Origin of the sequence: Curtobacterium sp. MMLR14_002 (assembly GCF_001864975.1) — a bacterium.
Taxonomy (GTDB): Bacteria; Actinomycetota; Actinomycetes; order Actinomycetales; family Microbacteriaceae; genus Curtobacterium; species Curtobacterium flaccumfaciens.
Genome location: NZ_MJGT01000046.1, coordinates 27,340 through 47,896 on the forward strand (window position 1 = coordinate 27,340; position 20,557 = coordinate 47,896).

24 protein-coding genes are annotated in these 20,557 nt (G+C 72.8%); 14 read left to right on the forward strand and 10 right to left on the reverse strand.

The genetic code is table 11. From position 1 onward, the window contains the following. Window positions 1–133 precede the first annotated feature (133 nt). Complete coding sequence (locus BIU91_RS04105) at window positions 134–1,831, reverse strand: beta-N-acetylhexosaminidase (RefSeq protein ID WP_071404332.1); 1,698 nt, start codon at window positions 1,829–1,831, stop codon at window positions 134–136. A gap of 62 nt (window positions 1,832–1,893) precedes the next feature. Between BIU91_RS04105 and BIU91_RS04110 the strand changes: the two genes are divergently transcribed. Both BIU91_RS04110 and BIU91_RS04115 read left to right on the forward strand, forming a co-directional pair. After that, window positions 1,894–3,045, forward strand: a complete 1,152-nt coding sequence (locus BIU91_RS04110) for an ROK family transcriptional regulator (RefSeq protein ID WP_171907774.1) — start codon at window positions 1,894–1,896, stop codon at window positions 3,043–3,045. A 51-nt stretch (window positions 3,046–3,096) separates the two neighbouring features. Continuing rightward, window positions 3,097–3,870 (forward strand): DedA family protein, encoded by a 774-nt coding sequence (locus BIU91_RS04115; RefSeq protein ID WP_253183683.1) that lies wholly within the window; start codon window positions 3,097–3,099, stop codon window positions 3,868–3,870. Between the two features lie 3 nt (window positions 3,871–3,873). Here the strand turns inward: BIU91_RS04115 and BIU91_RS04120 are convergent, their stop codons facing one another. Further along, window positions 3,874–4,077, reverse strand: coding sequence for a DUF2945 domain-containing protein (locus BIU91_RS04120; protein WP_071404335.1), 204 nt, complete (start codon window positions 4,075–4,077; stop codon window positions 3,874–3,876). Window positions 4,078–4,275: 198 nt separating this feature from the next. Here BIU91_RS04120 and BIU91_RS04125 point away from each other — a divergent pair, with 198 nt between their 5' ends. Both BIU91_RS04125 and BIU91_RS04130 read left to right on the forward strand, forming a co-directional pair. After that, on the forward strand, window positions 4,276–5,328 hold the full coding sequence (locus BIU91_RS04125; RefSeq protein ID WP_071246475.1) for a serine/threonine-protein kinase: 1,053 nt from the start codon (window positions 4,276–4,278) through the stop codon (window positions 5,326–5,328). Window positions 5,329–5,383: 55 nt separating this feature from the next. After that, window positions 5,384–6,004 carry a phosphoribosylanthranilate isomerase gene (locus BIU91_RS04130; protein WP_071404336.1) on the forward strand — a complete coding sequence of 207 codons (621 nt, stop codon included), beginning with the start codon at window positions 5,384–5,386 and terminating at the stop codon, window positions 6,002–6,004. A 100-nt stretch (window positions 6,005–6,104) separates the two neighbouring features. Here BIU91_RS04130 and BIU91_RS04135 read toward each other — a convergent pair whose 3' ends face one another. From BIU91_RS04135 to BIU91_RS04145, 3 genes are all read right to left on the reverse strand, one after another. Continuing rightward, on the reverse strand, window positions 6,105–6,863 hold the full coding sequence (locus tag BIU91_RS04135; protein WP_071404337.1) for an HAD-IIB family hydrolase: 759 nt from the start codon (window positions 6,861–6,863) through the stop codon (window positions 6,105–6,107). An 82-nt stretch (window positions 6,864–6,945) separates the two neighbouring features. After that, window positions 6,946–7,380: a hotdog domain-containing protein gene (locus BIU91_RS04140; RefSeq protein ID WP_017886352.1), complete on the reverse strand. Its 435-nt coding sequence runs from the start codon at window positions 7,378–7,380 to the stop codon at window positions 6,946–6,948. An 82-nt stretch (window positions 7,381–7,462) separates the two neighbouring features. After that, on the reverse strand, window positions 7,463–8,059 hold the full coding sequence (locus BIU91_RS04145) for a nitroreductase family protein (RefSeq protein WP_071404338.1): 597 nt from the start codon (window positions 8,057–8,059) through the stop codon (window positions 7,463–7,465). 84 nt (window positions 8,060–8,143) lie between these two features. On the opposite strand from BIU91_RS04145, the gene BIU91_RS04150 reads away from it, so the two are divergent. Beyond that, window positions 8,144–9,067: an AEC family transporter gene (locus BIU91_RS04150; RefSeq protein WP_071404339.1), complete on the forward strand. Its 924-nt coding sequence runs from the start codon at window positions 8,144–8,146 to the stop codon at window positions 9,065–9,067. Between the two features lie 285 nt (window positions 9,068–9,352). On the opposite strand, the gene BIU91_RS18820 is transcribed toward BIU91_RS04150, so the two are convergent. Continuing rightward, window positions 9,353–9,502 (reverse strand): hypothetical protein, encoded by a 150-nt coding sequence (locus BIU91_RS18820; RefSeq protein ID WP_171907773.1) that lies wholly within the window; start codon window positions 9,500–9,502, stop codon window positions 9,353–9,355. Between BIU91_RS18820 and BIU91_RS04155 the strand changes: the two genes are divergently transcribed. After that, entirely contained in the window at window positions 9,501–9,848 is a 348-nt protein-coding gene (locus BIU91_RS04155; protein WP_253183684.1) for an aldehyde dehydrogenase, read from the forward strand. The genes BIU91_RS18820 and BIU91_RS04155 overlap by 2 nt on opposite strands. A gap of 33 nt (window positions 9,849–9,881) precedes the next feature. On the opposite strand, the gene BIU91_RS04160 is transcribed toward BIU91_RS04155, so the two are convergent. Then, entirely contained in the window at window positions 9,882–10,130 is a 249-nt protein-coding gene (locus tag BIU91_RS04160; protein WP_027464862.1) for a hypothetical protein, read from the reverse strand. Window positions 10,131–10,281: 151 nt separating this feature from the next. After that, window positions 10,282–11,118 carry an exodeoxyribonuclease III gene (locus BIU91_RS04165; protein ID WP_071404341.1) on the reverse strand — a complete coding sequence of 279 codons (837 nt, stop codon included), beginning with the start codon at window positions 11,116–11,118 and terminating at the stop codon, window positions 10,282–10,284. 115 nt (window positions 11,119–11,233) lie between these two features. Between BIU91_RS04165 and BIU91_RS04170 the strand changes: the two genes are divergently transcribed. The 6 genes from BIU91_RS04170 to BIU91_RS04195 are packed head-to-tail and all read left to right on the forward strand — an operon-like array spanning window position 11,234 to window position 14,372. After that, entirely contained in the window at window positions 11,234–11,740 is a 507-nt protein-coding gene (locus BIU91_RS04170) for an Asp23/Gls24 family envelope stress response protein (protein WP_071404342.1), read from the forward strand. Next, the gene (locus tag BIU91_RS04175; protein WP_027464859.1) at window positions 11,737–11,928 is read left to right on the forward strand and encodes a DUF2273 domain-containing protein; all 192 of its coding nucleotides are present in this window, start codon (window positions 11,737–11,739) and stop codon (window positions 11,926–11,928) included. Before BIU91_RS04170 ends, BIU91_RS04175 begins: the two co-directional genes overlap by 4 nt. Continuing rightward, window positions 11,925–12,296 carry a hypothetical protein gene (locus BIU91_RS04180; RefSeq protein ID WP_071404343.1) on the forward strand — a complete coding sequence of 124 codons (372 nt, stop codon included), beginning with the start codon at window positions 11,925–11,927 and terminating at the stop codon, window positions 12,294–12,296. Before BIU91_RS04175 ends, BIU91_RS04180 begins: the two co-directional genes overlap by 4 nt. After that, window positions 12,293–12,946, forward strand: a complete 654-nt coding sequence (locus BIU91_RS04185; RefSeq protein WP_071404344.1) for a hypothetical protein — start codon at window positions 12,293–12,295, stop codon at window positions 12,944–12,946. Before BIU91_RS04180 ends, BIU91_RS04185 begins: the two co-directional genes overlap by 4 nt. Then, window positions 12,943–13,545, forward strand: a complete 603-nt coding sequence (locus tag BIU91_RS04190) for a hypothetical protein (RefSeq protein ID WP_071404345.1) — start codon at window positions 12,943–12,945, stop codon at window positions 13,543–13,545. The genes BIU91_RS04185 and BIU91_RS04190 overlap by 4 nt, the downstream gene beginning before the upstream one ends. 8 nt (window positions 13,546–13,553) lie before the next feature. Then, on the forward strand, window positions 13,554–14,372 hold the full coding sequence (locus BIU91_RS04195) for an aminoglycoside 3'-phosphotransferase (RefSeq protein ID WP_084740543.1): 819 nt from the start codon (window positions 13,554–13,556) through the stop codon (window positions 14,370–14,372). Here the strand turns inward: BIU91_RS04195 and BIU91_RS04200 are convergent. Then, a complete protein-coding gene (locus BIU91_RS04200; protein WP_071404346.1) occupies window positions 14,369–15,721 on the reverse strand; it encodes a M23 family metallopeptidase in 1,353 nt (450 codons plus the stop codon). The genes BIU91_RS04195 and BIU91_RS04200 overlap by 4 nt on opposite strands. Before the next feature lie 74 nt (window positions 15,722–15,795). Next, the gene (locus BIU91_RS04205; protein WP_139196580.1) at window positions 15,796–17,463 is read right to left on the reverse strand and encodes a hypothetical protein; all 1,668 of its coding nucleotides are present in this window, start codon (window positions 17,461–17,463) and stop codon (window positions 15,796–15,798) included. Between the two features lie 96 nt (window positions 17,464–17,559). On the opposite strand from BIU91_RS04205, the gene pyrE reads away from it, so the two are divergent. Both pyrE and BIU91_RS04215 read left to right on the forward strand, forming a co-directional pair. After that, a complete protein-coding gene (pyrE, locus tag BIU91_RS04210; protein WP_071404348.1) occupies window positions 17,560–18,111 on the forward strand; it encodes an orotate phosphoribosyltransferase in 552 nt (183 codons plus the stop codon). After that, the gene (locus BIU91_RS04215) at window positions 18,108–20,432 is read left to right on the forward strand and encodes a septum formation family protein (protein ID WP_071404349.1); all 2,325 of its coding nucleotides are present in this window, start codon (window positions 18,108–18,110) and stop codon (window positions 20,430–20,432) included. Before pyrE ends, BIU91_RS04215 begins: the two co-directional genes overlap by 4 nt. Window positions 20,433–20,557 lie beyond the last annotated feature (125 nt).

A 20,557-nucleotide genomic window follows, 5' to 3' on the forward strand; every position in this document is an offset into this window, starting at 1 on the left:
GTCCGTCGTGTGGTCGCGACGCACCGCCGGCCGCGCGTCGGGCGGTCACGTCGCGTCGTTGGCGTGGCACCCACGCGTCGGAACCTGACCGCTCGGCGGAACCGCGCGGGGTGTCGCGACCGCGCGACGCGTGCTACTCGGCGATGTTCGCCGTCACCGCGTCGATGTACGCCGCACGCTCCTCGCGCGAGTGCGGGCGCCCCGGCACGCCCGGCCGCTGCTCCCACGGGAACGGCCCGGCCTCGTGCCGGTACTCGATGCCCATGGCCTCGAGCCGGGCGGTGTGCTCGGCCAGGCGTCCGCGGAACTCGGCGAGGTCGCGCGGCCCGGTGACGTCGGCCGACCACAGTGCCTCGGCAAGGGCGGCGACGCGGGGGAAGAGCTGGTAGTCGAGCCGACGGGCGGAGTCGACGTGCTCCGTCCACATGTTGCCCTGGCCGCCGATGACGTGGGCGCGCTCGTCGTCGGTGAGCCCCGACGGCACCGGGTCGAAGGCGAAGACGTCGTCGACGGTGAGCACGATCGACACCGGGATCGGCTCGGTCGACAGGTCGCTCTGGCGGTAGTCGAGGTACACCTGGTCGTCCGGCGACGAGATGACGTCGTGCCCGCGGCGGGCGGCGGTCCGTGCGCCGGTCAGCCCGCGCCAGGAGACCACGGTCGCCGAGGGGTCGAGCGTGCCGCCCTCGAGGATCTCGTCCCACCCGAACGCCCGCCGGCCGTGCGACTCGACGTGTGCGGCGAGCTGTCCGATGATCCAGGCCTGCAGCTGTTCCTCGTCCTGCAGCCCGAGCTCGCGGATGCGCTCCTGGGTGCGCGGGTCGGTCTCCCACTGCACCTTCGGGCACTCGTCGCCGCCGATGCCGATGTAGCCGGAGGGGAAGAGTGCGATGACCTCGTCCAGGACGTCCTTGAAGAAGTCGATCGTGGCGTCCTCGGCGTTCAGGACGTCGTCGGCGATGCCCCACTCCGTCCACACCTCGACCGCTTCGCCCGTGACGCCGAGCGACGGGTAGGCCGCCAGTGCCGCGCGGACGTGCCCGGGGGTCTCGATCTCGGGGACGACGGTGACGAACCGGTCGGCCGCGTAGGCCACGATCTCGCGGACGTCGTCCTGCGTGTAGTACCCGCCGTGCGGGCGGCCGTCGAACCCGGCGACGACGAGTGTGCCGTCCGGCCCGGGGACGTGCGCGCCGACCTGGGACTCCCGACGCCAGGACCCGACCTCGGTCAGGCGCGGGTACTTCCGGATCTCGATGCGCCACCCCTGGTCCTCGGTGAGGTGGAAGTGCAGGCGGTTGATCCGGTGCGCGGCGAGCTGGTCGACCACCCGCATGACCTCGTGCTTCGTCCGGAAGTGCCGGGCGACGTCGAGCATCACGCCGCGCCAGGCGAAGGCGGGGGCGTCCTCGACGACCACGGCGGGGACGGACCACGGACCGGTCGCGACCCGGCCGCGGCGGTAGACGTCCGGGGGCAGCAGCTGCAGCAGGGCCTGCACGCCGTAGAAGACCCCGGCGGGCGAACCGCCGACGACGTCGATGCCGTCCGGCGTCACCGTGAGGCGGAACGACTCCGCCCGGTCGCCCTCCGGCGTCGTCGGGCCCGCGGGCAGGGACGGGTCGTCGGCGACGCGCAGCGCGATCGTGCCGGTCCCCGGTGCCGTGTCGTCGAGGGCGTCCCGCGCCGGCAGCCCGGTCGATCCCCGCAGGGTCTGCTGCAGGTACAGTCGGACGGACTCGCTCGCCGGGTCGGCGGCGATCCGGGTCGACGGGGTGATCGCGAAGGCCCCGACACCGGGAGCGGTGCGGCGCGGTCGTGGGACGAGCATGTCGGAGCCACCATTCCTCAATGATCTTTCGTAATGTGGAGGCTATGACCGTGGAGCAGACCGTGTCAACGACCCCCGGTGTCGTGGGGACGACCCCCGGCGTCCTGCGGCAGATGAACTCGCGGGCGATCCTCGACGAGCTCCTGCGCGATGACGTCTCCCGCACGGTCACCGAGCTCGGGCGCACGGTCGGACTCTCCCGCCCCACGGTCGAGGCGGCGCTCGCCGACCTGGTCGACGAGGGCTGGGTGACCGAGGCCGAGGCGATCGCCACCCCGAACAAGGCCGGTCGTCGCGCCAAGCGCTTCGCCGCGGACGCGTCGGCCGGCTCCGTGCTCGGCGTGGACCTCGGCCTGCACGGGATCGTCGGCGTGCGCGCGGACCTGCGCGGCGTCACGCTCGCACGCGTCGAGGAGCGCTACACCGACCTCGCCGACGCCGAACAGGCCTGGTCGAGCGTGCAGGACGTCGTCCGTCGGCTGACGGCGTCCGTCGGTGGCACGGTCGGTGGCTCCGCCGGTGGTGCGCCGGTGCTCGGTGCCACGTTCGGGGTCCCGGCGGTCGTCGACCGCGACGGCGCGATCGACTACACGGTCGCGGTGCCGGAGTGGGTCGAGCGGCGGGTGCCCGGCCGGATCCAGGACCTCTTCCCCGGGGTCGCCACCTTCTTCGACAACGACGCCAAGCTGGCGGCCACGGCCGAGGCGCGGTGGGGGCGGTTCCACGGCGTCCGGGACGCCCTGTACCTGGTGATGGGTCGGCAGATCGGTGCCGCCCTGGTGGTCGACGGCTCGTTGGCGCGCGGTGCACGCGGTGCGGCCGGCGAGATGGGCGGCATCGCTTCGACCGGCTGGCCCGCCGCACCCGCCCGCCTGGAGGCCCGGATCCCGTCCGGCACGGACCTCGAGTCCGTCTTCGCCGCGGCGGCCCAGGGCTCGGTGTCGGCCGTCGAGACCGTCCGTGCGTTCGCGGCCGACGTGGCACCCGGCGTCGTGCAGCTCGTGACGACGATCGACCCCGAGGTCGTCGTCGTCGGTGGCGAGGTCCTGCCGGCTGCCGAGGTGTTCTGCGCCGCGCTCGACGAGATCGTCACGCCACAGCTCCGGCACCCGGTGGTGTTCGCCCCGTCGACCGTCGGTCGCGACGCCGTCGCCCGGGGTGCACTCGCGCGGTCGCTCGCACACGTCCGGTCCGCCCACATGGGACTCGGCTGACACCCAGGGAGCGTGCCGGGTCCTGACAGGGCGTTCAGGGATGCTGGGGGCATGACGACTGCCGTGACCGCCCGTGCCATGACCGTCGCCAGTGGCGACTCCACCGCTCCGTCGGACCTCGGCGGGCTCTCCGGCCTGGTGCTGCAGCTGATCGACGCGCTGGGGGAGTGGGGCGTCGGGCTGATGCTCTTCGTCGAGACGGTGTTCCCGCCCATCCCGTCCGAGGTCATCCTGCCGCTGGCCGGGTTCCTCGCGGGTGCCGGCCAGATGAACCTGGTCCTGGTCCTGGTGCTGGCGACGATCGGCTCGTACCTCGGGGCCCTGGTGCTGTACTGGCTCGGCGCGAAGATCGGGTTCGAACGCACCACGCGGTGGTTCGGCAAGCTGCCCCTCGTCGACGAGGACGACTTCCGCAAGGCGGCCGGCTGGTTCCACCGGCACGGCAAGAGCGCGGTGTTCTTCGGCCGGTTCGTCCCGATCGTCCGCAGCCTCATCTCGTTGCCGGCCGGCGCCGACCGCATGCACCTCGGCACGTTCTCGGTGTTCACGATCATCGCGAGCGGCATCTGGAACAGCGCGCTCGTGCTGCTCGGTGCCGCGTTCGGGTCGCAGTACGACCAGGTCGAGGCGTACACCGAGTGGATCGACCGCGTGCTCTACGTCGCGATCGCCGCGGTCGTGGTGACCTTCGTCGTGCGCCGGGTCCGCCGTGTCCGCGCCGAGCGGCGTACGGGCGGCCCCGACGACGACCACGACGACGCCGCCGGCAGCCCTGCCGTGGGCGGTGCCCGGGGTCGTCGTCGCGCCGAGCCCGCCCGCGACTGAGCCTCAGGCCTTCGTCAGCGCCGACTCCTTGTGGGCGGCCTGCTTGCCGCTCTTCTCCGACTCGACGATCCAGTACGGGTCGTCGTCGGTCGGCGTGAAGTGCTGCCCGTCGAACTCGAAGTCGCTCGTCCGCTTGCGCACGAGCGTGCCGGTCGTCCTGCCCTGCGAGGTGTTCCAGTGCACCTCGTCACCCTTCGACAACGCCATGCTGTCCTCCTTGCGCGATTCCTCGTCCTGGTGGAGGTCGGACTGTACCCCGTCGATCCCCGGGAAATCAGGGAAGTACGGCGATCACGATGTCGTAACGGCCATGCGGATCGAGAGTCGGACGCGTACCGTTTCCCATGAGCCCACACGCCGGCAGCGGCCGCGGAACCACGGGCTCCGGACGGGACGACGGACACCATGACCCTGCTGGACAGCGCGCGGGCGGACACCGTCCTCTCTGCGCGGTACCGGCTCGTGAAGCTCATCGGCACCGGCGGCATGGGATCCGTCTACGAAGCCCGTGACGAGCACACGTACCGGGCCGTGGCCGTGAAGCTCTTCGCGACCCCGGACAAGATGACCACCGCCGACCGTGTCCGCCAGGAGCGCGAGATCCGGCTGCTCAGCATGCTCTCCCACCCGGGCCTCATCCCGCTGTACGACGCCGGCACCCACGAGTTCGAGGACGGCCCGCACCGGTTCATCGTGATGGAGCTCATCGCCGACACGACGCTGCTCCGCCGCCTGTCCGAGGGTGCCCTGCACAACTACGAGGTGGCCGACCTCGGTGCGCAGCTCGCCGACGCCCTGGCCTACGTGCACTCGCGCGGCATCGTGCACCGCGACGTGAAGCCCGCCAACATCCTGATCAGCGACGAGGGCTCGTCCGGGTTCGCCCGCACGGTCAAGCTCACCGACTTCGGCGTCGCCCACTTCGTCGACGGCTCCCGCCTGACGAACGACGGCACGGTCATCGGCACCGCCGCCTACCTCAGCCCCGAGCAGGTCGCCGGCGAACCGATCAGCTTCGCCACCGACGTGTACTCGCTCGGGCTCGTCCTGCTCGAGGCGCTGACCGGCAAGCAGGAGTACTCGGGCACCCTGATCGAGGCCGCACTCGCCCGGCTCCGCCGCGATCCCGAGATCCCGGACGACGTCGCCGACGAGTGGCGCGAGCTGCTCAGCCGGATGACGGCCCGCGATCCGGAGCGCCGGCCCACGGCGGTCGCCATCGCCAACGCGCTGCGCGGCGGGTCCACCCAGATCACCGGCCCGGTGCCGCTCGGTCCGGAACGCGTGAAGCACCAGCGTGACCACCGCATGCACCGCGCCGCACACCGGCACGCCAAGCGCGGCACGTTCTCGGCGGTGCGGCGCTGGCGGCGGCGGAACGTCCTGGTCGGGTCCTTCGCGGCCTTCGGCGTCACCGCGGCCTGCGTGGCCGCCTACGTCGCGGGCGCCCTGCACTGACCCGCTCGGCGGCTCCGTGCTCCGGGCACCGGAGCACCCTGGCAGGATGGACAGCATGACCGACCAGCGCTGGATCAAGATCTGTGGCCTGTCGACGCCCGACACCGTGGACGCCGCCGTCGACGCGGGTGCCGACGCCGTCGGGTTCGTCTTCGCGGCGGGCAGCCCCCGGACCGTCACCGCCGACCTGGCGAAGGAACTCGTCGAGCGGGTGCCGGACGGCATCGACGCCGTCGGGGTCTTCCGTGACCAGAAGATCGACGAGATCGTGGGCATCGCCTCCGAGGTCGGACTCACGACGCTGCAGCTGCACGGTGGCGAGTCGGCGTCCGACTTCGCCCGCGCGCGCGACGCCGGCTTCTTCACCATCCGGGCCATCGCGGCCGAGGACTACCTGCGCGAGACGCCCGAGCAGCGCGCCGCGTTCGACCACGACCTGCTGCTGCTCGACGCCGCCGTGCCCGGCAGCGGTCGCCTGATCGACCCGGCCACCATCGAGGGCGTGGACGAGGCCTGGATCCTCGCTGGCGGGCTGACCCCGGCCAACGTGGTCGCCGCGGTCGAGGCGCTCGACCCCGACGGCGTCGACGTGTCGAGCGGGGTCGAGTCCGAGCGCGGCGTCAAGGACCCCGCCAAGATCCGCGCCTTCGTCGAGGCCGTCCGCAGCCTGGGCTGAGCGCCCGGCCGCGTCGGTCGCGTTCGCGGCTCTGGACGCGACCGGGGACGGACAGGAGGCGCGGTGCGGGCCCGCCACGGGCCTCCCGTCCGCCGCGCGGTCAGCGCAGGGTGGGGATGAGCTCCGTCAGGAACGCGTCCGTGTCCTCCCAGCCCTGCACCGCGTGGCAGGGAACGCCGAGCGCCTTCACCGGGTAGTCGTTGCCCTCGGGGTCGAGCCGGTCGCCCACGAAGAGCATGTCGTCGAGCGCGATGCCGGTGATCTCGGCCAGACGCTGCATGCCGTAGGCCTTGTCGATGCCCTTGCGGGTGATGTCGATGCTGGTGGAGCCGCCCGAGCGGACCTCGAGGTCGGGCAGGTCCTGCTGCACCAGGCGGCGCAGGTGGTCCTTCTTCTCGCCGGTCGGGTCCCACTGCTTCTTGACGTCCACCGGGGCGGACTGGCCGAGGGCGGAGAACGTGATCTGCGACCCGCGGTCCTCGAGGATGGCGCCCCAGGTCTCGGATTCCCAGTACCCGGCTTCCTTCGCACGGGCCTCGACCGCGGCGAGGGCGCGGTCCTTCTGCTCGTCGGTGAGGTCCTCGGCGTACTGCAGCGCCCAGTCCTGGTCCTCCCAGCGGTAGTACCGGGTGCCGCAGGTGGGCAGCAGGTGCAGGGCGTCGAGCGTCAGGCCGTCGCGCTGCCGGAGCGGGGTGACGAGCTGCTGCTCGAACTGGGTGAAGTTGCCGCCGGAGATGACCGCGACCGGCACGACCTCGAGCAGGGACGCGAAGGTCTCGAGCATGCGGGGGTCGAGGGAGGACTTCGACGGGGCGAGCGTGTCGTCCAGGTCGAAGGCGACGAGGCGGGGCGTGGTCATGCCCCCGATCCTGCCAGAGCCCGCCGACCAGCCGCAGGGTGCGACCAACAGGGCGCCCCGGTGCTGCGCGAAGTCTGCGGGGTCACGCGCGGTGCGTAGCGGGGACCCGGTCGCGCGCGTAGGTGATGTCCGTGTAGCCGTGCGGGGCCGGGTTGCCGTCCTCGTCGAGGTTCACGAACACGACCTCGTCGATCGTCAGGATGCTGCGGTGCGTGAAGAGGTTGCGCGCCTCGGCCCGCATGGTCAGCGACGTGCGGCCGAACCGGGTGGCGACGAGGCCGATCTCGACGATGTCACCCTCCTTCGCCGAGGACAGGAAGTTGATCTCCGACATGTACTTCGTGACGACCTTGCCGTTGCCGAGCTGGATGATCGCGTAGACGGCGGCTTCCTCGTCGATCCAGCGGAGCAGGCTGCCGCCGAACAGGGTGCCGTTGGCGTTGAGGTCTTCCGGTCGCACCCACTTCCGGGTGTAGAAGTTCATCTCCGGCGGGGCGTCGTCCTGGTGCTGATCCATGTCATGTCATGGTACGCCGACGGCCGCGCCCCCGCAGGGACGCGGCCGTCGTGGCGATCGCGGGCGGCGGTGCCGCCGGTGCTCACTCCTTGACGAGGACGACCTCGTCGAGGGGGATGCGGGTGCGCGGGGCGACCTCGCGCTCGGCGGCCTTGTCGTCGAGCTGCGACGGGTTCGCGACGGTGCCGACGGCCGTGACCGTGTACGGCAGGAAGCGCTCGGGCAGGTCGAACGCGGCACGGAGCCCGGCGGCGTCGATGCCCGCCATCTGGTGCACGTGCAGCCCCTCGGCGTGCGCCTGCACCGTCAGGGCGGCGAGCGACTGGCCGAGGTCGTACTGCGCGAAGGGGCGCTCCTCGCCGTCGGCGGTCACGGTCTCGAGCACGCCGACGACGAGGGCGCTGGCGCGGAAGGCCCAGGCGGCGTTGAAGCCGAGCAGGTTCTCGTTGATCTTCCGGAACGTCTCGGTGCCGCGGCGGCCGGCGATGAAGCGGCGGGGCTGGAAGTTCATGGCCGAGGGTGCCCAGCGAGCGGCCTCGAGGACGGCGTCGAGCTGGTCGTCCGAGATCGTCGCGGTCTCGTCGTAGGAGCGGGGGCTCCAGCGCTCCTCGAGCAGCGGCACGAGCGGCTGGCTGGAGTCGGTGGACCGGGTGAGGGTGTCGGCGTTCGTCGAGGTCATGATGCGCTCAACGGTATTCGATGCGTACGCATTTCCGACCTGAGTGACGTCACATCACCGCCGGCAGGTGCCAGGATGGACGGGATGGGTGGCGTGTTGACCGGCTTCGCGATCATCGGCGCGATCATCGCCGGTGGGTACGTCGTCGGACGCATCGGCCTGTTGGGTCCGCACGCGCAGTTCGTGATGAGCCGGCTCGCCTTCTTCGTGCTGATGCCGTGCCTGCTGTTCCACACCATCGCGACCGCCGACATCGCGTCGCTGCTGTCCTCGATGCTCTGGGTCTCGCTGCTGAGCGCCGCCGTGGTCGCCCTCGGTGCCGCCGCCGTGTTCCGCCTCGTGCTGAGCCGCCCCGTCACCACCACCACCGTCGGCGCCCTGGCGTCGAGCTACGTGAACGCGAACAACATCGGGCTGCCGGTGGCCGTGTACGTCCTCGGCCAGGCGACCGCGGTCGTCCCGGTGATCCTGCTGCAGCTCGTCGTGATGGCCCCGATCGCGCTGACGATCCTCGACGCTGCGACCGCGGGTGGCGGCGGATGGGGGCGGCGGCTCGCGGGGCCGTTCCGGAACCCGATCATCATCGCCTCGCTCGTCGGGCTCCTGTGCTCGGCGACGGGGATCACGCTGCCCGACCCGGTGCTCGAGCCGTTCTCGCTCGTCGGCGCGGCCGCGGTGCCCGTCGTGCTGCTGTCGTTCGGGATGAGCCTGCACGGTGCGACCCCGCTGCGGGACCCGGCGATCCGGACCGACGTCATCGTGGCGTCGTCGATCAAGCTCGTGGTGATGCCGGCCGTGGCGTTCGTGTTCGCCCGGTTCGTGTTCGGGCTCGGCGACCAGGAGGTCTTCGTGCTCACCACCCTCGGTGCCCTGCCGGCGGCGCAGAACGTCTTCAACTACGCGCAGCGGTACGGGGCCGCGGTCCCGGTGGCGCGCGACGTCGTGCTCATCTCGACGCTCGGCTCGGTGCCCGTGCTCGTCGCGATCGCCGCCCTGCTGCACCCGTAGCGCGCCCTGGACGCGCGTCGCCGGCGTGTGGCCGTCCGGAAGACGCCGTCGTGTTGTCGAGACGCCTCGATGTCGCCGAGACGCCGCCGCATTCGGCGGCGTCTCGCGCTCTTGCGGGCGTCCCGCGGACACGCCGGCGTCTTCCGCGCCGTGGACGCGCCGCCACGGGCGGACGGGAGGCCCGTGGCGGGGGTGCACCGGGCCTCCCGTCCGGCTGTGGTGGCGACCACCGCGGATGGTGAGCAGGAAAGGTCGGGTCGCGTCCGCCGACTCGACCATTCCTGCTCACGAAGCGCGGACGGCACGCGCGTACCCTGGCGGGCACGCGGGGCGGACCGCCTCGTGACCGATGACCACGACGAGGAGACCGGCGATGGACACGATGGCGATGATGCAGAACATGTCGATGACGGACATGCCCATGGAGATGGACATGGACATGATGCAGGACACGATGATGGCGATGAACGCCGCGTCGATGTCGGCGACGATGTGCTCCGCGGCCGACATGCGGATGGGCGGCGAGATGGCCACCTGCGCCGCGATGTGCTCGAACACCGCGATGCTCGCCGACACCGGCATGCGGATGATGATGCGTCCGATGGGGATGGACACCGCCGCGATGCAGGCGATGCTCATGGCCGTCGTCGCGATGGGCACCGCGTGTGCTGCCGAGTGCCGCCAGCACCAGGACATGGACGAGTCGTGCCGGTACTGCGCCATGGCCTGCGATGAGATGGTGTCGAAGTGCCAGGCGATGCTCGACTCGATGGCGGCCTGACCCGCTCCGTGCGCGCTCCGCGACGCGTGGCCGCTACGCGACGCGTGCGGTGGTCTGTCGACCGCCGGCGCTGAGGATCTCCGCGACCGGGTGGTGGGCGACCGGCTCGCCGACCGACAAGACGCCGTCGGCGTCCGCCACCCGCAGCTGGGTGATGCTCCCGTCCAGGAACAGCACCACGGCGTCGGCTGCGCGGGTCTCGACGACGATGCCGTCGCGCCATGCACCGGGGGCCGCGGTCGCCATGAGGCGCTGGATGGGAAGGATCGTCGTGCGGGACATGGCTTCACCTGCTCTCGAAGGGGTTCGGTGCAGGAAACCTACGTCGGCGTGACGGACGGCTCAATCACGGCGGACGCCGGGCGTAACAGGGTCGGACGGGCGCCGATCCCGGGCCGGGCCGGGCCGGACGGGAGCGGTGACCCGACTCCGATCAGAAGATCATCGGGCGGTCGTCGTCGAGCGACGTGTCCAGGTCGAGGTCGACCACCACGGGGACGTGGTCGCTCGGGGCGTCGCCCTTGCGCTCGTTCCGGTGGATCGAGGCGTCGGTGACGACGTCCGCGAAGGCCTGCGAACCGAGGACGAAGTCGATGCGCATGCCCTCGTTACGCGGGAACCGCAGCTGCTTGTAGTCCCAGTAGGTGTAGCCGTCGGGCACGATCGGGCGGACGACATCCTGCAGACCCCGCGCCTCGAATTCGCGGAACGCGGCCCGCTCGGGGTCGCTGACGTGGGTGGACCCCTCGAAGACCCGCATGTCCCAGACGTCCTGGTCGAGCGGTGCGACGTTCCAGTCGCCCATCAGCGCGAGCGGGGTCTCCGGCGACGCCTCGATCCACTCCGAGGTGCGGTCGGCCAGCTGGGCGAGCCAGTCGAGCTTGTACGTGTAGTGCGGGTCGCCGAGCTCGCGGCCGTTCGGGACGTAGAGGCTCCAGAGCCGCACGCCGTCGACGGTGACGCCGATCGCGCGGGCCTCGACCGGCAGGTCCGGCCCCTCGTGGCCCTTCAGGAACCCGGGCTGGCCGGGGAAGTCGCGGGTGACGTCCTCCATCGGCAGCCGGCTGGCGAACGCGACGCCGTTCCACTGGTTCAGGCCGTGCGCCTCGACGTGGTACCCCGCGGCCTCGAACTGCTCGACCGGGAACTGCTCCGGCTTGCACTTGATCTCCTGCATGCCGAGGACGTCGACGTCCTCACGCACCAGCCAGTCGACGATCCGACCCACTCGGGTGCGGACGGAGTTCACGTTCCAGGTCGCCACGCGCATGGAACAAGAACCTACCGGTGCCGACTGACGACGAGGTCGGCACGTGCGCCGCCTGTGCGGCGTACGGCACGATGGTGTTCGCTGGAGGCCAGCAATCGACCGCACGGAGGCAGCAATGGCATCGACGACCAACCGCGTCGACGGGACCCCGACCGGGACCACGACCGGAGCCACGCTCGGCACCGGGGCCGGGAGCGCCCAGCCCGCCGGCACGACCACGACGCAGGTCACCGCCAAGGGCAGGACCATCATCGACGACACGGTCGTCGCGAAGGTCGCGGGCATCGCCGCTCGCGACGTCCCCGGCGTCTTCGCGCTCGGCGGCAACGCCTCGCGGGCGTTCGGTGCCATCCGCGACGCCATCGGCTCGAGCGCGCTCGGTCAGGGCGTCCGCGTCGAGGTCGGCGAGACCCAGGTCGCCGTCGACCTGACGATCGTCGTCGACTACCCGACGCCGATGATGGAGGTCGCCTCCGCGGTCCGCGCCGCCGTGACGAACGCCGTCACCGAACTCGTCGGCCTCGAGGTGACCGAGGTCAACATCGCCATCAACGACGTGAACATCCCGGCGCTCAACGGCGTCGCGGACGAGCTCGACACCCGGGACGGTCGAGTCCGGTGAACGCCACCGTCGTCGGGATGGGCACCGGCGCCCTGCTCGCGATCGTCGCCGTGACGCTCGGGTTCTGGGCGTTCGTGGTCGTCGCCGTCTGCATGGCGGTCGGCGCACTGGTCGCCCGCATCGTCACGGGTGACGTCGACTTCCGCCGCCTGCTCGACGTGCTGCGCGGACGCCGGAGCTCGTCGTGAGCGACGCCGCCGTCGCCACGGCCGGCGACAGCGGCGTCCGGCTCCGCGGCTCCGACCGCATCGGTACGTCCGCGCTGGTGCACACCGCCCAGGCGGTCGCCGCCGAAGCGCTGCGCGTTGCCTTCCGGGAGGTCCGTGCCCGGGTCGCGGACGACGGTCGCGGCGCGCTGGCGGTCGAGATCACCGCCCCGCTCGTCCTGCCGGTGCTGGGCTCGCACGCACTCCCCGACGAACCGGTCGTCGCCACGGCGCACCGCGCTCGCGGCACGATCGCCGAGCGCTTCCGGACCATCACCGGCCGACAGGTCGCCCGCGTGACCGTGACCTTCGCGTCGTCGGTCGTGGACACCCCGCGGAGGGTCCGGTGACCGCCGCCACAGCCGTCGACCCCGCCGGCGGCAGCCCCGATCCGGTCGTCCCGGCCAGCCCGTCGCACGACGACCACCTCGCCACCCACCGCCGCCTGCTGCGCCGCGAGACCCACGTCTCCCGCTCCGGCGCCGTCGTCGTCGCGATGCTCATCGCCCTGGTGCTCGCCGCCGCCGCGGTCTTCGCCGGCGCACTCGTCCTGCTCGACCAGAACGTGCTCGGTGTCGACCCCCGTGCCGTCGTGGACACCGCCCTCGCCGCGCCGGACGGCCTCGACACCACCATCGTGATCGGCATCGGCGCCGTCGTGGCCCTGATCGGCCTCGTCCTCCTGCTGCAGGGGATCCTGCCCCAGCGCCGTCCGCGGCACGTGATGTCGTCCGACCGGCTCGCAGTGGTCGTCGACGACGAGGTCCTGGCCTCCGCTGCGGCCCGTGCCGCCCGATCCGCGACCCGTCTGGGCGCCGACGCCGCCGTGGGCACCGTCGGCCGCCGCACGGTCGACGTCGTGCTCCGTCCCGCAGCCGGGGTGGACGTCCCCGCGGTCGCCGCGACCGAGGCCGTCGAGCGGGAGTTCGCCGCGATCGACGCGCAGCCGACGCTGGCCGCGCGGGTCCGGGTGCAGCCGACCGGACGGGTGGACGGATGAACGCCACGAACCGCGCGCTCGGCCGGACGGCGCTCGTCGTGCTCGGACTCGTGCTGCTCGTCGCCGGGGTCGCCGCGATCCTGGTGCAGACCGCGCAGGGCCTGCCCCTCGTCGCATCGTGGTGGCGCACGGTCGGCGATGCCCTCGCCGGACTCGGCACCGGGGCGTCGCGTGACGACTCGGTGTTCGCGTGGACCTGCGTGCTCGGCGGTGGCGTCGTGCTCGGCGTGCTCGCACTCGTCGTGCTGACGACGCTCGGCGGTGGCCGCGAGAGCACCGTCGTGGACAGCGACGGTTCGGCCGACGGCGTCGCCGGCTCGGTCCGCATCGAGTCCACGGCCGTGCAGCACGCGCTCTCCTCGGCCATCGGCGACATGCCCCAGGTCGGTTCCCTCGCCGTCGACGTCTACCGGGTCCGTGGTGGTCGGGCGATCCGGGTGCGGGTCCGTCCGCGCCGAGGGGCCGCGCCGCGGGAGATCACCGAACGGGTCGAGGCCGTGGTCGCCGACCTGGACGCCCTGCTCGGCGAACGCCTGCCCGTGCTGCTCGAGATCGCCCGTGGTGGGTCGGGGTCGTCCCGCCCGGACCGCGTGCACTGAGCGTCACCGTGGTGCGCTCGATCGGTGGGCTGCCCCGGCCGGGTGAGACCGTCCCGGTGCCGCGCATCGTCACCGAGGTCGCGCGAGGGCGTGAGGTCGCGCTCGTCTGGCACAACCAGATCGGCGGGACGACGTTCCGCATCGGACCGGACGCGCACGCCGAGGAGTTCGTGAAGGTGCTGCCGCGCGCCTACGGTTCGTGGATCGGCGGCGAAGCCGAGCGGCTGACGTGGGCGTCCCGGTACGCCCGGGTCCCCGAGGTGCTCGACCACGGCGCCGACGAGGCCGGCGTCTGGCTGCACACCCGTGCCGTGCCCGGGTGGAGTGCCGTCGACCCGCGCTGGCACGACGAACCCCGGACCGCGGTGGTCGCCGTGGGCGAGGGCCTGCGCGCGCTGCACGACGCGTTGCCCGTCGACGACTGCCCGTTCACGTGGTCCACGGCGGACCGGCTCGATCGCGCGCGTGGGACGAGCGCCGACGCTGCCGCCGACGCCGAGCGCGGCCCGGGCGGTCTCGGTCCGGAGCCAGCGACCGACCGGATCGTCGTCTGTCACGGCGACCCGTGCACGCCGAACACGCTCATCGGTGCGGACCGGCGGTGGAGCGGGCACGTCGACCTGGACGCGATGGGGGTCGCGGACCGCTGGGCCGACATCGCGGTGGCGACGATGGCCCTCGGCTGGAACTACGGACCCGGGTGGGAGCCGCTGTTCCACCGGGCCTACGGGCTGCCGGACGACCCGGAGCGCACCGCGTGGTACCGGGCGCTGTGGAACGCCGGCGACGACGGGATCGACGACCCAGAGTCGGGGCCGGTCGGTTAGAAGGCGACTCCGCGCGCGGACATGAACGGCACCGGGTCGGTGGTGGCGCCGTTGATGTGCACCTCGACGTGGCTGTGGCAGCCGGTCGACGCCCCGGTGGAGCCGACGAGCGCGATGAGCTGCCCCGCGGAGACCTGCTGCCCGGTGGCGACCCGGAAGCCGCCGTCGACGATGTGGCCGTACGCGGTCTGGACGCCGCCGCCGTGGTTGATGCGGACGTAGTTGCCGTAGCCGCCGTACCAGCCGACGTAGTCGACGGTGCCGGCCGAGGCCGCGACGATGGGCGTGTAGCAGCCGCTCGCCAGGTCGGTGCCCTCGTGCATGGTGACGACGCCGGTGATCGGGTGCACGCGGTACCCGTAGGGGCTGATGACGTAGCCGCTGGCCGGCCGGACCCAGCCGGTCCCGGAGCCCGCGCCGACGGAACCGCCGCCACCCGAGCCGCTGCTGCCGGTCGCGCCGCCGCCTGACGGAGCGCCCCCGCCGGAGTTCGCGGCGGCCTGTGCGGCGGCTGCTCGCTGCGCGGCGGCTGCGCGCTCTGCGGCTTCGCGTGCGGCCTTCTCCTCCGCCGCCTTGCGGACGCGCTCACCCTTGGCGAACTCGGCTTCGGTCCGGACGCGGCCGGAGGTCAGGGTCGCGAGCTGGGCGTCGAGTCGGGCCTTGTTCGACTGCTGCTCGTCGTAGGCGGCCTGCACGGCGTCGGACGCCGCCTGGGCTTCCTGCATGCGGTCTTCGGCTTCGGCAGCGAGGTCGCCCAGTGCTTCGGCGGCGCGGTCGGCCTGTGCCTCGAGCGAGCTGGCGACGGCGGCGTCGGCGCTCGCGGCGGCCTGCACGCGCTCGGCCTGCTCGGAGAGCTTGCTCAGCGCACCGAGGTTGTAGAGCAGGTCACTGGCGTCCTCGCCCTGGGTGATCACCGAGGCGGTGACGTCGGCGCCACCGGAGCGGGACATCTGCGCGGCGAACTGCCCGGCCTGCGCGGCGCTCTGGTCGGCGACCTTCGCGTGGTCCTTGGCGTCGGCGCGGAGCTGCTGTTCCTTCTCGGCCGCGGTCTGGGCCTTGCGCTGTGCCTTGTAGAACACGTCGCCGAGCTTCTGCGCCTTCGCCTCGGCAGCCTCGACCTTGGCGTCGAGCTCGCTGATGATGCCCCGGATCTCGGTGATCTGCCCCTGCTTCGCGGATTCCTTGCCGCGGGCGGACTTCACTTCGTCCCACGTGGGGTAGGTCACCGCCTGGGCGGCCGGAGCGTCGGCGATGACCGTGCCGACGAGGCCCGCGAGTGCCAGGCCGGTGACGGCGAGGCGCAGGCGCACGGGGACACGGTGGGCGCGGGGGCTGGTGGGACGAGACATCGAGCACGAGCCTATACATCCGTACAGCGAGCATCGGACGGCAACGCGCCGCTGTGGACAACTTCAGCAGTGGATCAGAAGCCGCGGTCGCGCCGGATGACGTCGGCGCTCCCGACGACGTCGCGCCGCAGGATCGCCTGCCCGGCGGTGCCGGCGTAGTCGTAGACGTCGAACCCGGTGCAGTGGGTGATCGTCGCCGGGGGGCCGAGGGAGTCCTCGACCGCGGTGGTCCAGAGGTCGTGCGACCCGACCACCACGAAGCTCGGGTCGGCGTCGCGGTAGGCGCCGAGGTCGACGAGCCACGGGTACGTCTCGAAGGTGTCGCGGACCTGCAGCAGCCCGACGTTCGCCGCCGCGTAGGTGGCGAGGGGCCGGACCGTCCAGAACTGCCCGACGCCCGTGACCTGGCGCCCGTCGGCCCAGCGGTCCAGGCACGCGGCCGCCGGGTACCGCGCGGTCGACACGGCGTGGGCGGTGCCGGGCGCCACGGCGATCCCGGTCGCGAGGACGGCGGCCATCGCGACCGCCACCCCCGCCCGGACCCCGCGGTGCGGGCGGTGCACGCGGGTGCGGCGGACCGCGGTGCGGGTGAGCTCGGCCACGGCGACGAGTGCGAGCAGCGGTGCGGTCACGATCGGCTGCAGGTAGCGCGGGGTCTCGGACCCGGCGACGACGACGCCGACGGACACGGCGACGACCGTCACCAGCGGCAGCAGCGTCGCGACCAGCACGGTGCGTGCGGTGCGGACCCGCCAGGCCCAGACCGTGCCGCCGACGGTGACGAGCACTCCGGCGAACAGCAGCAGGAGCCCGAGGTCGCCCGGTGCCGTGCCCGCCCGGTCGTCGGTCAGCGCCGCGAAGAACCGCAGGGTCTCGCCGGCCCGTGACGGCTGGACGTACGTCGCCGGGTCGAGGGAGACGAACGGCCGGAGCGGGATCCGCACCAGGTACCCGACGACCGATCCGACCGTGACGGCACCGGCGAGCAGCGCAGCGGGGCGCCACGGCACCCGCCGTGCCAGGACCAGGAGCCCGAGGGTGACGACCACCGGGGCCGCCGACCACGGCACGTACAGCGGGTTCGACGCGGTCGTGCACGCGGCGACGAGTCCGAGCACCACGAGCAGGGGCACCGACGCCCGGCCGAGGCGCACCGCCCGCAGCACCAGCACCGCGGTGCCGAGCACCGCCAGCACGGCGCCGTAGTAGTAGGTCGTCGTGAGCAGCAGGGACGCCAGCTCGAGCGAGGTCGCGGTCGCCGACGACTCGGTGAGCACCAGCAGCGTGACGAGGCCGAGCGCCCCCGCCGACACCGCGATCCGCGCGGGTCGCCCGGCAGACGGCATCAGTTCGTTCGCGGCTGCCCGCACCAGCGCGTAGACCGCGAGCAGCACGAGCACCCCGTTCAGCGCCAGGGCCTGCTGCGGGGTCCCGGTCACCAGCGAGCAGAACAGGTACACGGGCAGCTCGGGGAAGAAGAACAGTGCGGGCGACATCGCCCACTCGAAGGGCTGGCCGGCCTGCAGCGAGCGCTCGACGAGCGGCAGCAGCACCGAGTCCCCGTCGTACCAGAGCAACGCCACCCGCTCGGTCGCGACGACGTGGCGGAGGGCGATGACGGCCAGGGCCAGCGCGACCAGCCCGCCCAGGGCCTCCCGTCCGATCGTGACGGCCACCCCACCGGTCCGGCGGCCGCCGGACGGAGCCGGCTCCACGGCGGGGCGACGCGGTGCTCGGGACATGCCCCGGAGCGTACCGAGGCCGCCTCGGTGCCGGTACGCACGGACCCACAGGCTGGGGGAGCGCGTTGCGGGCCCGACCGACTACCCTTGTGCGCTGTGACCGACGCGCGCGAACAGTTGATCCAGTACATCTCCTCCGAAGCGGTGTTCCACGGCGACTTCACCCTGACCAGCGGGAAGAAGGCGACGTACTACATCGACCTGCGGAAGGTCAGCCTGGACCACCGCGTCGCGCCGCTGATCGGCCAGGTCATGACCGAGCTCGTGCAGCAGGTGCCGGACGTCTCCGCCGTCGGTGGCCTCACCATGGGCGCCGACCCCATCGCCAGCGCCGTCCTGCACCAGGCCGCTGCCCAGGGCCTGACCTACGACGCCTTCGTCGTCCGCAAGGAGCCGAAGGACCACGGCCGCGGCAAGCAGGTCGAGGGACCGGACCTCAAGGGCAAGCGCGTCGTCGTGCTCGAGGACACCTCCACCACCGGCGGCTCGCCGCTCAAGGCGGCCGAGGCGCTCGAGCGCGAGGGTGCGATCATCGCCGCCGTCGCGGTCGTCGTCGACCGGGACACCGGTGCCAAGGAGACGATCGAGGCGGCCGGCTACCCGTACTTCGCGGCCATCGGGTTGGCTGATCTGGGGCTGACCGCGTGACCGAGGAGCGTCCGGACGACGCACGCGAACCCGACGGCACCGCCGGCCCGGCAGACGGGGACGACGGCCTGGAGGCTCGGCGTGCGTCCGGATCGGACGCTCCGTTCCACGGTCTCCGCAGCGCTGCGGACATCTTCGGGGCTCCGCGCGGCGAGGAGGACTGGCCGTCGCGGCGGGAGCGCCGCGAGGCGGAGCGCACCGCCCGTGAGACGGGCGCGCCGCTGCCGGAGCCGTTCGTGGCCGAGGGGGAGGCGGAGGGCGCCGAGCCTGCTGCTCCTGCTGCTCCTGCTGCTCCTGCTGCTCCTGCTGCGCCGGCCGCGTCTGCGCCGGCCGCTTCGGCTCCGGCGCTCGACGACGGCGCGACCCAGGCCATCTCGATGCCGCCCGAGCTGCTCGCACCCTCCGAGAACCCCGACGCCGTCGTCGAGCACGAGCGCTCCACACTGCACGACCGGATCCCTGCCGCCGCCGACGTCGCGCCGGACTCCACCGCGCCGCACCCGTCATCGATCGTGCTGCCGACGGCACAGACCCACCGCGACGAACGAGCTGCCGCGTCGAAGGCCATCGAGGACGAGCGTCGCCGCGTCGACCCGTTCGGCGAGGGCCGCGCAGACGTCGACTGGCTCGGCCGTGCGACCGGGAACCACCCGGAGTCCGTGGCGCGCGCTGCTCCCGCTGCCCCGCAGCCCCTCGGCGTCGAGAACGTGCTGCCGCCGACCGAGGAACCGCCGACCTTCACCGATCTGCTGCGCATCACCAGCACCGGGCCGGTCCCCGCGCAGACGGGCGCGCACGACCGGCCGTTCGACTGGGCGCTCGGTGACGACGAGCCCGGCGAGGTCCCGGCGACGCTGACCACCGACTCGTTCGACACCACCGCGCTGTCCGCCGGGTCCTGGTCGCTCGCCGACGAGTTGGACGACGAGGACGAGGTCGTCGCAGGCGAGGTCGACACCCCGGCCTCCGGGCTGCCGCAGGCACCGCGGACCTACCCGGTGCCGCCGGCGGTCCCCGTGCCGCCGGTGGTGCCGCCGGCGGTCCCGGCTGCGCCCGTGTCGGACACGGCTGCTCCGGCTGCCGTTCCCGCCGCTGATGCCGCTGGTGCTCCGTCGGAGGCGACCGAGGCCGTGGACGTGCCCCGTGAGGCCGCCGGAGGCGACGTGCCGGACGCGACCGAGGGCCTCCAGGCCGATGCCCCGACCACCGCGATGCCGGCGGCCGGGACGCCCTGGTGGTCCGAGCCCGACGCGACCGTGCCGCCGACCGCCGCGCCGCCGCTCGTGGAGCCCGCTGCGGGTGCCCAGGAGTACCCGGCGCACCTGCCGCCGTCGGTGGGGCAGGACCTCGACGCCGTGCTCGGCCTGCGTGGGAACGACACCGGTCCGCAGCCGGAGTCCCTTCCCGCTGCGGCGCCGGACGACCTGGACCAGTCCGAGTGGGACGGCCGCGAGACCAGTGACACGAGTGCCATCAAGGACCTGTTCGGCACCGAAGCCGTCGGGCAGCTCGGTGGCACCGGTTACGACCCGGAGGACACCGGGACGCGGATGATGCCGGCGGCTGCCGTGCCCGCTGCTGCTGCCGCTCCTGCTGCTGTCCCCGCGCCCGCTGCTGCTGGACGGCCGGCCGGCGGTCCGGACCGGCAGTCCGGCGACCGCGACAACTTCATCAACGAGGGCTTCGCGCGGCTGCGGAACGAGGGCAAGCGCGGCAAGCAGCTGCTGATCTACGGGTCGATCGCGCTGATCCTCGTGCTCATCGTGCTGGTGTTCCTGCTGTCGAAGTGGATCCTCGGGAACAACATCGCCGACCAGGCCGTGCCGACGAAGTCGCCGGTGGCTGCCTCCTCGGCGCCGGCGACACCGAGCGCTGCGCCGTCGGCGTCGGCCTCGCAGCCGGGTGACGCCGCAGCACCGGCCGCCACGCTGCAGTTCGCCACGACCCCGGCGCTGCCCGGCGAGCACCCGTGGACCGACCTGGCCGGCGGGGAGTGCCTGTCGCCGTTCACGAACGCGTGGGCGCAGACCTTCACGGTGGTGGACTGCGCGACGCCGCACATCGGGCAGCTGACCGCACGGCTCGCGGTCGAGGGCGACACCTACCCCGGTGCCGAGGCCCTCGCGACCCAGGCGGCCGACCAGTGCCAGTCCGACACGGCGCTGAACGCCTCGGCCGCCGCTGCCGTGGGGGACGTGCAGGTGCAGGGTTCCTACGCGCCGGACCAGGCGACGTGGGACCAGGGTGACCGGTTCATCGCGTGCTTCGTGACGCGGTCGTCGGGGCAGCCGCTGACCGGGTCGTTGGCGCCGGGGGCGTAGGGGCGGGTCTGTCGGTCGGCGCGCGTCGCACGCGTTCTGCGACGATCCACCCCGTGATCGACTGGTGGTCTGTCGGAACACGCACATGCAGCGACTGCGTGCGCAACGAACGACATCCCACCCGT

Coding starts and splice junctions, on each gene's coding strand:
- BIU91_RS04105 (WP_071404332.1), bottom strand. CDS start 1,831: ATGCTCGTCCCACGACCGCGCCGCACCGCTCCCGGTGTCGGGGCCTTC.
- BIU91_RS04115 (WP_253183683.1), top strand. CDS start 3,097: ATGACGACTGCCGTGACCGCCCGTGCCATGACCGTCGCCAGTGGCGAC.
- BIU91_RS04120 (WP_071404335.1), bottom strand. CDS start 4,077: ATGGCGTTGTCGAAGGGTGACGAGGTGCACTGGAACACCTCGCAGGGC.
- BIU91_RS04125 (WP_071246475.1), top strand. CDS start 4,276: ATGACCCTGCTGGACAGCGCGCGGGCGGACACCGTCCTCTCTGCGCGG.
- BIU91_RS04130 (WP_071404336.1), top strand. CDS start 5,384: ATGACCGACCAGCGCTGGATCAAGATCTGTGGCCTGTCGACGCCCGAC.
- BIU91_RS04135 (WP_071404337.1), bottom strand. CDS start 6,863: ATGACCACGCCCCGCCTCGTCGCCTTCGACCTGGACGACACGCTCGCC.
- BIU91_RS04140 (WP_017886352.1), bottom strand. CDS start 7,380: ATGGATCAGCACCAGGACGACGCCCCGCCGGAGATGAACTTCTACACC.
- BIU91_RS04145 (WP_071404338.1), bottom strand. CDS start 8,059: ATGACCTCGACGAACGCCGACACCCTCACCCGGTCCACCGACTCCAGC.
- BIU91_RS04150 (WP_071404339.1), top strand. CDS start 8,144: ATGGGTGGCGTGTTGACCGGCTTCGCGATCATCGGCGCGATCATCGCC.
- BIU91_RS04155 (WP_253183684.1), top strand. CDS start 9,501: ATGGACATGATGCAGGACACGATGATGGCGATGAACGCCGCGTCGATG.
- BIU91_RS18820 (WP_171907773.1), bottom strand. CDS start 9,502: ATGTCCATCTCCATGGGCATGTCCGTCATCGACATGTTCTGCATCATC.
- BIU91_RS04160 (WP_027464862.1), bottom strand. CDS start 10,130: ATGTCCCGCACGACGATCCTTCCCATCCAGCGCCTCATGGCGACCGCG.
- BIU91_RS04165 (WP_071404341.1), bottom strand. CDS start 11,118: ATGCGCGTGGCGACCTGGAACGTGAACTCCGTCCGCACCCGAGTGGGT.
- BIU91_RS04170 (WP_071404342.1), top strand. CDS start 11,234: ATGGCATCGACGACCAACCGCGTCGACGGGACCCCGACCGGGACCACG.
- BIU91_RS04190 (WP_071404345.1), top strand. CDS start 12,943: ATGAACGCCACGAACCGCGCGCTCGGCCGGACGGCGCTCGTCGTGCTC.
- BIU91_RS04200 (WP_071404346.1), bottom strand. CDS start 15,721: ATGTCTCGTCCCACCAGCCCCCGCGCCCACCGTGTCCCCGTGCGCCTG.
- BIU91_RS04205 (WP_139196580.1), bottom strand. CDS start 17,463: ATGTCCCGAGCACCGCGTCGCCCCGCCGTGGAGCCGGCTCCGTCCGGC.